Annotated in this window: 9 protein-coding genes and 1 pseudogene; 7 read left to right on the top strand and 3 right to left on the bottom strand. The window is 34.5% G+C overall.

Annotation, left to right across the window (positions count from 1 at the left end; translation table 11 throughout):
- Nucleotides 1–157 precede the first annotated feature (157 nt).
- The gene (locus RRY75_RS10245; protein WP_332492943.1) at nt 158–331 is read left to right on the top strand and encodes a DUF362 domain-containing protein; all 174 of its coding nucleotides are present in this window, start codon (nt 158–160) and stop codon (nt 329–331) included.
- A gap of 320 nt (nt 332–651) precedes the next feature.
- Nucleotides 652–2,262, top strand: a complete 1,611-nt coding sequence (locus RRY75_RS10240; protein WP_332527566.1) for a DUF4091 domain-containing protein — start codon at nt 652–654, stop codon at nt 2,260–2,262.
- Nucleotides 2,263–2,383: 121 nt separating this feature from the next.
- On the opposite strand, the gene RRY75_RS10235 is transcribed toward RRY75_RS10240, so the two are convergent.
- The gene (locus tag RRY75_RS10235; protein ID WP_332494019.1) at nt 2,384–3,811 is read right to left on the bottom strand and encodes a response regulator transcription factor; all 1,428 of its coding nucleotides are present in this window, start codon (nt 3,809–3,811) and stop codon (nt 2,384–2,386) included.
- On the bottom strand, nt 3,789–5,585 hold the full coding sequence (locus RRY75_RS10230; RefSeq protein WP_332494018.1) for a sensor histidine kinase: 1,797 nt from the start codon (nt 5,583–5,585) through the stop codon (nt 3,789–3,791). The genes RRY75_RS10235 and RRY75_RS10230 overlap by 23 nt, the downstream gene beginning before the upstream one ends.
- 234 nt (nt 5,586–5,819) lie before the next feature.
- Between RRY75_RS10230 and RRY75_RS10225 the strand changes: the two genes are divergently transcribed.
- The 4 genes and pseudogenes from RRY75_RS10225 (at nt 5,820) to RRY75_RS14290 (ending at nt 10,907) form a co-directional block, all read left to right on the top strand.
- Nucleotides 5,820–6,782: an ABC transporter permease gene (locus RRY75_RS10225; protein WP_332527564.1), complete on the top strand. Its 963-nt coding sequence runs from the start codon at nt 5,820–5,822 to the stop codon at nt 6,780–6,782.
- 17 nt (nt 6,783–6,799) lie between these two features.
- On the top strand, nt 6,800–7,693 hold the full coding sequence (locus RRY75_RS10220) for a carbohydrate ABC transporter permease (protein WP_332494016.1): 894 nt from the start codon (nt 6,800–6,802) through the stop codon (nt 7,691–7,693).
- A 48-nt stretch (nt 7,694–7,741) separates the two neighbouring features.
- Entirely contained in the window at nt 7,742–9,382 is a 1,641-nt protein-coding gene (locus tag RRY75_RS10215; RefSeq protein ID WP_332494015.1) for an extracellular solute-binding protein, read from the top strand.
- Nucleotides 9,383–9,513: 131 nt separating this feature from the next.
- Nucleotides 9,514–10,907, top strand: a pseudogene (locus RRY75_RS14290) (transposase).
- Between the two features lie 186 nt (nt 10,908–11,093).
- On the opposite strand, the gene RRY75_RS10200 reads toward RRY75_RS14290, so the two are convergent.
- Nucleotides 11,094–12,419: an APC family permease gene (locus RRY75_RS10200; RefSeq protein ID WP_332494012.1), complete on the bottom strand. Its 1,326-nt coding sequence runs from the start codon at nt 12,417–12,419 to the stop codon at nt 11,094–11,096.
- Between the two features lie 261 nt (nt 12,420–12,680).
- Between RRY75_RS10200 and typA the strand changes: the two genes are divergently transcribed.
- Nucleotides 12,681–14,489 carry a translational GTPase TypA gene (gene typA / locus RRY75_RS10195; protein ID WP_332527561.1) on the top strand — a complete coding sequence of 603 codons (1,809 nt, stop codon included), beginning with the start codon at nt 12,681–12,683 and terminating at the stop codon, nt 14,487–14,489.
- The last annotated feature ends 3 nt before the right edge of the window (nt 14,490–14,492 follow it).

The following is a 14,492-nucleotide window of genomic DNA, read 5'->3' as shown; positions in this document are numbered from 1 at the left end:
TTATGTACAGCAAAATGCTGTGAATAAAGTGTAACAAATAACAACTTTATAAGATGGAAAAATCTTGACAATAGTGATAGGAAACTATATGCTATAGGAGTATTAACCACATAGATGGGTTAGATATTATAAGAGAATAAATGGAGGTGTTTTAGCAATGGCATACCGTATTAATGACGATTGTATTAGCTGTGGAGCATGTGAAGCTGAATGTCCAGTAAGCTGTATTTCTGAAGGAGATGGAATCTTCGTAATTGATGCAGATTGTTGTATCGAATGTGGCGCATGTGCATCTGTTTGTCCAGTTGGCGCACCAAACCCAGAAGCGTAAGCATATACATAGTATAATAGAAAAATCCTTAGAAACATGGAAATGTGTTTCTAAGGATTTTTTTTGTAAAAAAGGCCTAGGGTGTCACCTTACAAAGAGGCAGGAAAAAAATGGAGATAGATAAAGTCTATATTTTATATAGAGATGTATAATAATTTTACATACACTAAAAGCTTATGCGAATTAAATAATATAAGAATTGTTCATATAAGTTCCATAAAAATGCATGTTGTTTGTTCCATAAAAAGGATAGGATAAGAAGTATAGGATAAGAAGTATAATAAAAATCTAATTCAAATTCTAATAATAAAGGAGGAACTGTGCTACAAGGAATAGTAACACAAAAACAAGAATGGCTATATCTTGATACATCACTTGGAAAATTACCTGATGAGATTCAATTACATACGGCTAGAAATGGTAAGGAAGGTGTGCAAATTTTGTTAGAAACAGTAGGTGAAATAGCCAACGTGAAGGCTACTTTGCCAACTATGATGGACGCAGAAATTTATCAATTAATAGATATTCCGGTAGAGTATAATACAGCAAGTGCTACTGATCAAGGTGGACGATTTGTAATTATGGATGAGCAAGCTGATAAACCTTTTTACTGTACACGTAAGGCACCTTTTAGGGTGTATGACTGTCTAAAGCCCATACATACATCCGAAGTTCAGGTGCGAAATAATAGATTTGGCTTATATGTATGTATCGTACCACAAGAAGAAATCATAGAGGGTAGTTATCCTGTTACACTAGAGATTGAAATAGAAGAAGGGACTTATACTTTAGTCATGAATGTGCAAATCTATGACGTCCTTATTCCTACTGAGCAGTTCTCTGTGACGAACTGGTTTAGTTTAAATAATATTGCGAGTAAGCATGGATTGAAACAAGGAAGTCAAGCATTTTTAGATATGGTGAGAGCTTATGCCCGAGCAATGAGAAGGACGAGGCAGACTCATTTCTTCCTTATGCTTGACCCCAAGTATTATAGGTTAGAAACAGAATTTAATTTTGATTATATTAAGCCTATTGCAGAAATTTTCTTTGAAGAAGGTTTTAAGAAAATGGAGATAGGAAGCTTTGCGACACAAGGCGATTACATGTTGACAGATGAGCTTAAATGTGCAGCAGACCCTACAATTAAAGTGAGTAGTAAAGAAGGCTATTGGATTTTAACAGAAATGATTAGAGCGTGGAAAAGTTTTTTAGAGGTTAATAAATGGGAGAATAAGGTGGTTTATCATATTTGTGATGAGCCAGATGTTCATATAACAGGGCCTGAAAGTATGGTACAAAGGAAGGCACAGTACTTTATGATTGCAAACTTACTTAGAAAATATCTAGGTAATCTTCAAATTATAGAAGCTGTAAAAACAGATGAGTTTAGAGGAGGAATAGATATATGGGTTCCTCTAACTGTCAATTATGAAGAGCTTAAGGATGAATTTGATAAACTGAAAAATCAAGGGAATGAAGTCTGGAATTATGTATGTTGTGCACCAACAGGTGAATATCTTAATCGATTCTTAGATATTCCACTACTGAGATCTCGACTACTATTTTGGGGATGTAGTAAGTATAAGTTAGATGGCTATTTACATTGGGGACTCAACCATTATGGAGAAGGGCAAGACCCCTTTGAGCAATCTTGTTGCCCTAATCCTACAGGGCTTGGAACAAGTTTTCCAGCAGGTGATGCACATATTGTATATCCAGGTGCAGATGGACCTTGGATAAGTATGAGATTAGAAGCACAAAGAAGAGGAATAGAGGATTTAGAACTACTGAATCAAATGGAGGCAAATGATAGTGTGAAGTATGATGAATTAGTAAGTAAGATTTTTACAAATAATAAAGTGTACGAGGATAATATTAATTTGTTCGAAGAAGTACGAGAAAAAATGCTGAGATGGGCTAGCAGATAATATAAAGTTATAGAGGGCTATGAAACTAGATGGTTAAAACTAGATTCATAGCCCTATTAACTTAAGCGTGAGGTGGATAATATTTATTTTTATAAGCGATCTGTGTACCTAAAGGAGAAACTTATAATGACATTGAGGATAAACATTTTTGATTAGAAGAAATAAGTTGAACTTTATAATTACTAGGGCTTAAACCTGTATATTTTTTGAAAGTCTTAAGGAAATAAAAATAGTCATTATAGCCTACTTGCTCACAGATATCGCTAATAGATAAGCTTGTTTCAAGAAGCAGTTGCTTGGCTTTTTCCATTCTTAAACGGGTTAAGTATTTGGTGTAAGTGTAACCTGTTTCCTTTTTAAATAATTGACTAATATAATTGGCATTTAGGCCAAGCTCTGCAGCGACATCTCGAATTGAAATATCATGCATATAGTAATGGTTAACATACTTTAGGATATGTATAAAGTTATTATTATAACTATGAGATAAATCTTCTATTGGTAATTGTTCACAGAAGACATCATCGAGATAAGTGAGCATGGATGAGAAACTTTCAAACTTATTGATAAGTTCATCAAAGTTATAGCCATAAAGGTCCTCTGTTTCAAATTGATGTTGAACAATGTAGTGTGTAATGAGAAGGTTATAAAGCTTCATAGCAAAGCTTATATCATATTTTTTTAGCTGTTCAGATGTTATAAGTTCTGACAGTGTGGAACGAATAGCGCCTAGATTGTTTGTGGAAAGACCATTTTGCAATTTTGACAATATAGATGAATGATTACAAGCTGTTAGCGTTGTGCATAAGCAAGGCACACCTAAAAAGAAGAATTGATAGGCCATTATAATGGTGTCATCAATGGCTTGCTTCAACTGTTTCAGCGTTAGGGGATGGGGGTAAATTCCAACACCTTTGATTTGTAATGTAGCCAATAAGCCAGTAGGTAGGTCATAAGGATATAGGGGGCGCGCCAAAATATAAAGATATTTAAGAGGACCGAATTTGAGAATGATTTTGGGACAAGTAATGTTGATATTAAGTGCGTCAGCACCCATGGTAATCATCATATAAAACTGATGAGGGTCAATAGCATGGTCAAGTAAGAAAGTGGAAATAGATTTATAGTCTTCATTTGAAATACAGTCAATAATATCTAAAGTGGGGGGATTAATGGCTTTTTGAGATGCAACTGCCTTACTTAGAATAAGAGTGAGTTCATCATAATCTAGAGGTTTCACACAATAGCCAATAACGTTATATTTGATAGCCTTTTGAGCATAAGCGAAATCCGCATAGCCACTGATAAGGATAATTTTGATATGAGGATATTTGGTATGCAAAGAGCTACATAAATCTAGTCCTGTAAAACCAGGCATGCGAATATCTGTAATCACAATATCAATGGGGTGGTGTTCAATGTAGTCAAGGGCATCTACCCCGTTAGTACAAGTGGTGGAGACATGTAGTTTAAGTGAATCCCAATTGATGGAACTCACTAGGGATTTAACAACAAAGTTTTCATCATCAACTATGAGTACGTTCGGCATAATTATTCCTCTTTTCTGTAGAGATAATAGGTAAAACAATCGTGATTTTGGTACCGAGCTGTTCGGAACTAACAATCTGAAGACCGTAAGCATCACCATATAATAATTTAATGCGATTATGGACATTTAAAATCCCGATATGCGAAGTTATTCCGTCATTTAATAGAAGTGTTTCAACTGTATCAGAGGACATGCCTACACCATCATCTTGAATCGTAATGTACAAGGCGTGATCAGGAGTTATTTTGCTACCGATGTAGAGTAAGCCAGCATCTATTTTTTTTTCTATGCCATGAAAAATGGCATTTTCTATAAGTGGCTGTAGGATCATCTTGGGTACATATAGAGTTTCAGTATTTGGATGAATGCTATAGAAAACTTCAAATTTACAGTTAAAACGTACGAGCTGAATATCTAGATAAGCTTTAATAATTGTTAATTCTTCGAGAAGAGGAGCAGTGGATGCACCCTTAATGCTATAGCGGAAAATTTTGCCCATAGCAACAGTCATAGTAGCTATTTGTGGTATCTCTTTTTCTAAAGCAATTCCCCGGATGGATTCTAAGGTGTTGTACAAGAAATGGGGATTAATTTGACTTCTAAGGTGAGCAATTTCAGCCTTATTTTTTTCAATTTCTAATTCATAGAGGGAAGTAGTAGTATCAAAGAGTTGATGGTTAAGAGTATTAATCTCTAAAAGCATTCGGTTAAATTCATTCCCAAGTGTATTGATTTCTGTACATCCTTCAAGAATAATAGCCTGTTTAAGCTTTTTATGGTTGCCTTCTCGGATACTTTTAATAAAGACATAGAGTTTGTTAATGGGTGTAAGGACACTGCTTAGTAAAAGTTTAATAAGCAACCACATAAACAAGATAACAATTAAGATGATTAAAGCAATTAAAATACGAGTTGTACCTAAATCTGAAAAAAGGCTATGTTTATCTATGGCACTAATAACGTAGTAAGACATTGAAGGAATGTAGGATATATACATAACATAGTCTGGCGTATCCACTTGTAAGGGTACATGTGTAATGTTCTCTTGTAATAATGGAAGTTGAGTAGTGACAGTAGAAAAAATGGATTGCGCAAGTGAGTCGATACAGTTAAAAGGATACAAATTCAGATTTTGGTCGGCGAGCATAAAATAAGTATCAACATTTTCGTTATGGGGCAGTTGTATAGAGGATTTTGCAGGGTCAATAGAAATAATTACACTGCCTAATTTCTGACCAAAATAGTTTGGGTCATTATAGCACCAAATATTGCGACCAAATACAAGGTAAGAAGGTGCCGTTGCTGCAATAAATGAGGGAGGAACAATACCAAGACTTGATAAACCGGGGGAGCCATCGAGTTGATGTAGGAATGCCTGTAAATCTGATTTGTTGAAAAGGCTAGACCAAGAGATGGCATCATTTACTAATGCGATGTCAGCAATATCATGATTCATAATAGATAGAGAGGTAAGCTTGACATGCAAATCATTAAAATAAGATTGAGTTTTGTCATTAAAAGGGTTTATAAAGAGGTTTTCTAGAGCAGGTTCATATTGAATATACTCAGAAATAGAATTTATCCTTTTAAAAAGATGGTTAATTTCACTTTCGAATTTTAATGCTGTATTTTGTGCATAATTTATTTTGTTTTGTAAAAGCAGATTTTGTACAGTTAAGTTAACTAGAAAGCCTAATAGGCTACATACAATAATGAGGCTGGCTATAATAAGGTTAAATTGTGATTTGATGGTGCGATTCTTGAGTAATTTCATGAATAGTCCTCTTAGATATTTAGGATGATAATTGAATAATATAATAAAAATTATAAAATATCAATATTTTGTATATGGATAAAAGTTATATTGACTAAAAAAAATGCATAATTCTAAAATTAAATATAAAAATTACATAGATACACTATGTAATTTGCATGTTGTTTGTGAATTATAAACTATATACTAATGGTAGATGAAGATATAAATTAGTGATAGGAGGCTCGTATACATATGAAATTAGACAAAAAACAAGTAGCTCAAGAAGTTGTAGTAAAGAGTAACTGGCAACGCACATGCCAAAGAATCAGTAATGATAAATTATTATATTTATTGATTGTACCTGTTCTTTTGTGGTATCTGATGTTTTGTTATTTGCCAATGGGAGGGCTTACTCTGGCATTCAAAGAATTCCGATATGATATGGGGCTATGGGATAGCCCTTGGGTAGGGTTCCAAAACTTTAAAATGATGTTTGAAGATATGGAATTTTGGAGGGCACTTAAAAATACATTGATTTTTAGCTTTGGAAAGCTTGTCTTTCATTTTCCAACGCCTATTATATTAGCCATATTACTTAATGAAATTACAAGACCTAGACTCAAAAAGTTTTATCAAACAATATTTACTTTCCCACACTTTATATCATGGGTTGTATTGGCAGGCGTACTTACAAATATGTTTGCTTCAAATGGAATCATTAATCAAGTATTAGGGACATTAGGTATGGATGCTATTTCACCACTTGTATCAGAAAGTGCTTTTAGACCCTTCATATGGATTTCAAATATATGGAAGGAAATTGGATGGGATTCTATTATTTATTTGGCAGCATTTGCAAGTATTGACCCAGGGCTTTATGAAGCAGCGGGTATAGATGGTGCAAATAGATGGCAGAAAATGGTACATATATCATGGCCTGGGATTAAGAGTACAGTAGTGATTATGTTTATTTTAGCAGTAGGACAGATTATGACAAATGGTGCTAACTTTGACCAAATCTTTAACTTATATTCCTCACCAGTATATTCTGTAGCAGATACAATCGATACTTACGTATTTAGAAAGTCGTTTGTAAGAGGCGGAAACTTCGGATATACTACCGCATTAGGCTTATTTAAGTCAGTGGTTGGGGTCATACTTTTAACAACTACGAATAAGATTGTGACTAAATCTGGAGAACAAGGCTTATTTTAAAAGAAAGGAATAGCGCCATGAAAAAAAAGAAACTAAAATCATTAAAATCTATGTCAGCCTTTGAAATTATTCTTATTATAGGTCTGAGTCTACTCGGGATTTTAACCATTTATCCATTTTATAATGTATTAATTACATCAGTAGCAAACACACAATCTGTTACAACATATACGCCCTATCTACTGCCTTATGTAGTTGATTGGACAGGGTATAAAACGATTATAGAAGATGCGTACTTCTTTAAGTCAGTAGGTGTTACGTTATTTGTAACGATAGTAGGGACGGTAGTTAATATGTTTTTATCTGTTATAGGTGCTTACGTACTTTCTAAGAAACATTTAATAGGTAGAAAAGTTATGATGTGGTTTGTATTAGTTACCATGCTATTTAATGGAGGGCTTGTTCCTACTTATTTGGTCATGAAAGATTACGGCATGACCAACAATATTTGGTCTATGATTTTACCCTGTGCAATTAGTACATATTACCTTATTATTATGAAAAATTACTTTATGAGTTTACCAGATAGTTTAGAGGAAGCAGCAAAAATAGATGGAGCCAATGATATCACTATTTTAACAAAGGTCATACTCCCTATCTCAATGCCCTTCATGGCAACATTCGCATTGTTCTATTCAGTAGAACGATGGAATGAGTGGTGGAATGCTTTGTTGTATATTAATCAAAAGGACTTACAACCTTTACAAATTTATTTAAGGGAAGTACTTATTAACTTTAATACACAACTTGCAACACAAGCTCAGACTATGCTAGGTGGGCAAGGGAAGGTTTATATGCAATCTGTGCAAATGGCAACTATTGTAGTTGCAACGGTACCTATACTTTGTGTGTATCCATTTGTACAAAAACACTTTGTAAAGGGGGTCATGGTAGGCTCAGTCAAAGAATAACCAAAGTATTAATTTATTAGGAATATCATATTAAAGGGGGATATAAAAATGAAATGTATCAAAAAATGGTCAGCGATTTTAATGCTTCAAGTCCTTGTAGTAGGAAGTTTAGCCGGATGTGGAACAAAAGTGCCTACAACAGGGAGTGATTCTGGCGATAAACAAGTAGCAAGTGGTAAAGAAGAAGCTAATAAAGATGAGAGCCATAAAAAGAGTGACAAACCTATGGAGATTACCATTGCGCACTGGGATGTAGAGGGTGGCTTAGCTGGTGGAGAAAATGACAAAGTCCTTAAAACGATAGAAGACAAATTTAATGTAAAGTTTAAACCTATGAACGTTACATGGGATGATTATGTGCAAAAAATACAACTCTGGGCTGCATCAGGCACTTTGCCAGATATCTTCTCTATAGATGCAATTGGTACATCTTATTATAATGATTGGACTTCACAAGGTGTCTTAAAAGCTTTGCCAGAAGACTTATCAGCCTATCCAAACTTAGAAGAATATTTGAATGTAGATGATATTCAAACGTTAAAAATTGATAACCAATTATACTGTGTTCCAAGAAAAACTTATCCAGATAGCTATTGGAATGCTGTAGATAGAGTTGTGCTTTATAGATGGGACTTAGCTCAAGAAGCGGGCGTAACAAAGGAACCAGAAACTTGGGAAGAGTTTATGGATATGATGCAAAAAATTATTGTAGCTGACCCAGAAGGAAAAAATGTAGGTGGTCTTACAGCAACTGTACCAACGCTATTAGATGGATTCTTATTTACATATAGTTTACCAGCAGCTATGTCTGATGGTAGTGGAAGTGACTACAAATGGGTAGAAAAAGACGGGCAATATGTACCAGCATATTTTGCGGGAGATGCGCTTGCTACTTTTGAATTAGCAAGAGAGATGTATACAAAAGGTGTCATTGAAAAAGATATTGCTATTACAAAAGTGCAACAAGGTCAAGATAAATTCTTACAAGGTCAAAGTGCAGCCTTACTGCAAGCAGGAGGGTTCACATCAAGTTATGCAAATGTGGCAAAACACTGGGAAGAAGTGTATCCAGGAGAAAACTTCTTAGAAGATGTTAAAATGCTCAACTTATTCCCAGCCAAAGATGGGAACACTTATTTCCCAGTATTTAGAACAGCTTGGTCAGAGTCTTATATTTCATCAAGTGTAGATGATACTAAAATGACAAAAATCTTAGAAATCTATGATTTCTTAATATCAGAAGAAGGGGTAAGATTAATCAACTATGGTTTTGAAGGTGAGGACTATGATGTAGTAGCGGGCAAACTTGTGATGAAAGATGTTGATGCATTCCAAGGTAAATATGACTTTATGAAATCACTTAATAGCCTTGTGGCTTGGACACCATCTGTATGGAATGATACATTCCCTTCTGTGCATCCAGAAGGTTATAGAGAGCAAGATATGAAACGCTATAACGATGCAAAAACAATAGGTACAATGCCTGAATTTGATATGAGATATACTTATTTATCTACACCACTCAAATCTAAATTTGTTATTAAACCAGTAGATGACCTCGTTAACATTATGATGGGCTCAGAACCAGTGGATGTAATGTATGAAAAACTTCTAAAAGATTATGAAGCTAAAGGTTTATCTGCTATGATTAAAGAAGTTAATGAAACAGCAAAAACTTTAGGATACTAAAATAAAGTAATTGATTTAAAAGTACAAAAAAAGGGGCTGTTGCACTAAAAAATTAGTGTAGCAGCCTTTTTCAGTGTAAAAAAATAATCCCTAGCCTTCGAAAAAGCTAGGGATAGGTGTAAAATATGTCTATGCAACTAAACGATTTTACACACAAGAATTATACAACTCGTGGCAACTTTTATCAACTCAAACTTCCACTAAATATTGATATCATGATTCCAGATGATGATTTTGTGAGATTGCTAGGTCAAATTGCACCTGTATCGAAGATTATTATGGCTAGACTTACGACACTACTAGCTGAAAATAAAGAACTCTCTTACAAGAATTTATTTATTGATGGTACGAAAATAGAGGCATCTGCTAATAAATATACTTTTGTTTGGAAAAAAGCTGTTACTAAGAATCAAAAGAAACTGTTAGATAAAATCCCTGAGTTTATTCAACATGTAAAGGATGAACTTGGTATTAGAGTGATGTATAAAACAGAGATTAGGCAATATCATCTTAAAAAGCTTAGAAAAAGACTATGCAAACTCCCAAAAGATGAAGGCGTTGTTTTTGTACATGGTGTTGGAAAACGCAAATCTTCACTTCAAAAAGTCATAGAACAATTGGATAAGTTTTTAACACGCTTTAAAAAGTATAATCAATACTTATACATCATGGGTGAACGGAATAGTTTCTCTAAGACAGACCATGATGCAACCTTTATGAGAATGAAAGAAGATGTTATGAAAAATGGGCAACTTAAACCAGCCTATAACATCCAATTCGGTGTAGACGCTGAGTATATAGCATGGATTACAATAGGTCCACAATGAACAGATACAACAACATGATCCCTTTCCTAGATGAATTAAAGACAAATGTCAATCATGGTTATACAAATGTTATTGCTGATTCAGGATATGAAAGTGAAGAAAATTATATGTATTTAAAGGAGAATAAACAGACTTCTTTTATCAAGCCTTCCAACTACGAAATAAGTAAGACAAGAAAATATAAAACAGATATCAGTCGACGAGAAAATATGAGTTATAACACAGAAGGCGATTTCTACCTTTGTAGCCAATATAAAAAACTTGTGGTAGTAGGTGCAAAAAAGTCTAAAAGTAAAACTGGATATAAAAGTGAAAAAACACTTTATACATGTGAAGATTGCAGTAATTGCCCTAATAAAATAAAGTGTATAAAAGGAAATAATAGCAAAATACCACTTGAAGAATGTACCAAACATTTAGAGGTCTCAAAAAAAATTCAGGAAGAACGTCAAGAAGACTTGCTCCACATTTTAAGTGATGAAGGTACAGAACTTAGAATGAACAGAAGTATTCAATCCGAAGGAGCCTTTGGAGTACTAAAGGAAGATATGAAATTCAAACGATTCCTATGTCGTGGTGAAAAGAATATACTGGCAGAATGTATTCTTTTAGGGCTAGCCCATAACATCAATAAGATTCATCACAAGATACAGGATGAAAGATGTAAAACCTATGTACATCCCTTAAAAACTGCATAAAAGAGTGTGAAAAATAAAGAATCAATGATAGCCTTATTTTTTACACCCTTTTTTAGGTTATAGGGAACTTTAAGTTTAGAATTTCGATAGATAAATAGAAAAACCACAAAAGGACTGTGCATCAGCGATTTATAAAATCACTAATGCAACAGCCCCTTTTTATAGAGCATCTATGAGTAAGTGCTCTTATTTAGCTGTTGATTTCTTATGCCAAAATAGCATAGCACTAAGAAGTAAAAGAGCAGAAAATCCTGCATAAACAAAGAAGTAAGGATTGCTAATACTTCCTAATAAAATCATTAAGGAACCACAAGTTGCAAGAATTGGATTCATTTTTCCACGCCAGAATCCTTTGATTTCTCCAGTTTGCCCTAATTTGAAAACTTTTAAATATAAAATGATATAAAGGACATAATTAATGGTAATTGCAATCTCTGATACGTCTGAGTTTTGTAAGATACCACTTGCTTGTGAGAAATAGTGAATAACCATCCAAAATACACAAACACTAAATGCGATAAGTGCACCTCTAAGAGAGAAGTTTAATCCTTTAGATGCAACTTTGATTTTTTCTGAATGAGGGAACATATCTCTTAATGCTAAAGAGTATGGTAATCTTAAAATACCCATGATAAGCCCATTAACTGTACCAAGTACAGAAATAATAACAAAGATTAATATGATTTTAGCACCCCAAGGGCCTACGAGCTGTTGAGCGGCTAAGTCAACATGAGCATCTCCAAGTTGCATAACTGCTTCTGGTCCGATGTAAAGACTGATTCCTACAAAGTAAAGTAGGTAAATAGCAAGAATAAAGAGAGGAGCAAAAATTAAAGCTATTTTTAAGTTTTTCTTAGCATCTTTAATTTCATGACCAAGTGTTGTTGCGATAATCCAACCGTCAAAGGCAAAAGCAACAGGGGCTATAGCTGTAATCCATCCTGCAGATTGCATAGTTGTGAGATCTGCAACATTTAAGTGAGTTGGGTCTCCAGCTACAAAACCTGCAATTCCGATAATAAAGAGTGGAATCAGTTTAATAACAGTGGCAAGGTTTTGGAAATAGCCACCGAGTTTAGCTGAGAGAATGTTGAAAACGAAAAGTAAGCAGATAACGCTAGAACCAATACCAATTTGCAGAAGAAGTGTGCCAGAAAGTCCAAAGAGTAGGCACATATAAATGCCGACAACCCAAGCAACGACACAAATTAGAGTTGGATAATAGAGGAAAGTATGGAACCAACCGAAGGCACAAGCTACATATTTATTGCATGTATCTTCTGCGTAGGCAATGATTCCACCTGCTTTTGTAGTACGAGAAGCAAGTTCAGAAATGGTAAGACTTCCAAAAATAATACTGATGGCAGAGAGGCAAAATACTAGTACCCCGAGTGCAATACTTCCTCCTGTAGCAATCAGGATATTATCGCTTCTAAAGAAAATGCCTGAACCAATGACAATTCCTACAATCATGCCAATGGTTGTAAATAAACCGTATTCATTTTTTTTCATAAGTAACCTCTTCCTATTTAGTTTTAGTTATACATTTCAAGGTATCTTTATCATGTAAAGATGGAAGAAATATGAATAAATAGTAGTATACCATAACTAAAAGGAGAAGAAAATAATTCTTTATTAATTAAAATGTGCTAAAAAATTGCATTATTCATGCAAAATATAGTAAGATGTTACCTGTTGAGTAATGCACATAAGGGTGATACAATATTAAGTTGTGATAAGAGACGTTGAAACATGCAGAAATGAGGAAAATAGATGAATCATGATAAAATAATTAATATTGCGGTAATTGCCCACGTAGATGCTGGGAAATCTACTTTAGTAGATGCCTTCCTAAATCAAAGTGGTGTATTCCGTGCCAATCAAGAAGTTGTAGACTGTGTAATGGATAGTAACTCTCTAGAACGTGAGAGAGGGATTACAATTTATTCAAAAAACTGTTCTATTAGATATAAAGATTACAAAATTAACATCGTAGATACACCAGGACATAGTGACTTTTCTTCAGAAGTAGAACGTGTTATCCGTACAGTAGATACAGTTATCCTTTTAGTAGACTCAATTGAAGGTCCGATGCCACAAACACGTTTCGTACTTCAAAAGTCATTAGAACAAGGCTTAAAACCAATCCTTGTTATCAACAAAATTGATAAACCAAATCATCGTGCAGAAGAAGTAGTGGATATGACTTTCGACTTATTCGTTGACCTTAATGCAAATGATGAACAACTTGACTTCCCAATCCTTTATGGAATTGGTAAACAAGGAATCATGCAATATGAGTTAGACCAAGAATCAGAAAATATTGATCCACTTCTTGAAACAATTGTTAAGCAAGTAGGGGAATATCCAAAAGCAGATGAGGAACCACTTCAAATGCAAATTAGTGCATTAGGCTATGACAACTTCATCGGTCGTCTTGGTATTGGTCGTGTATACAAAGGTACAATTAAAGAAGGCCAAACTGTACAAATTGTAAGCAATGAAGGTAAACTTAGAACAGGACGTGTTGTAAAGCTTATGGCTTACGAAGGTCTTGCTCAAACACCAATCGAAGAAGTAACAAGTGGTGACATTGCTGTTATCGCAGGTATTAGTGATATATCTATCGGTGAAACAGTAGGGGAAGTAGGCAAAGTTGAGCCTATGGAAGCTATTACAATCGAAGAGCCAACACTTTCTATGAACTTCTTAGTTAATAACTCACCATTTGCTGGTAAAAGCGGTAAATATGTAACAACAAGACATATTAAAGACCGTCTTGAAAAAGAACTTGAAATCAACGTAGGTCTTAAAGTAGAATCTATGGATACTACAGATGGATACAAAGTTTCAGGTCGTGGAGAACTTCACTTATCCATCTTAATTGAAAACATGCGTCGTGAAGGGTATGAACTTGGGGTATCAAAACCAGAAGTTATCATGCACAGAAACGAAAAGGGTAAATTAATGGAGCCAGAAGAACGTGTTATTGTAACACTTCCAGAACAATATTCAGGTGCAGCTATTGCTAACCTAAATATGAGAAAAGGTATGATGCAAAGTATGGAACCAGAAAATGGTTACGTACGTATTGAATACATCTGTACAACTCGTGGTCTTTTAGGATTTAGAAGTGAACTTATTACAGATTCACGTGGTGAAGCTACACTTGTTAGACGTATTGAAGGTTACACTGAATACGTTGGTGAACTTCCAAGAAGAGCAAATGGTGCACTTGTTGCTCAAGAAGCTGGTACTACAATGGGTTACTCACTTAACAACCTTGAAGAGCGTGGTATCTTGTTTGTACCACCAGCAACAGATGTTTACGAAGGTATGATTATCGGTATGAATGCTAGACGTGAAGACATGACAGTTAATGCATGTAAAAACAAAAAGATGACGAATACACGTTCATCCGGTGCTGATGATGCAATCAGACTTACACCTCCAAAAATCTTCAGCTTAGAAGAAGCTTTAGAGTTCATTGAAGATGATGAATTAGTAGAAGTAACACCAGCTGCGATTCGTTTACGTAAACGTATTCTTAGCGAAGGTGACCGTCGTAGAGCAGGACGTTAATTT

It is taken from the genome of Niameybacter sp. (genome assembly GCF_036655075.1).
GTDB lineage: Bacteria > Bacillota > Clostridia > Lachnospirales > Cellulosilyticaceae > Holtiella.
This window is presented reverse-complemented; position numbering and strand designations above follow the sequence as displayed.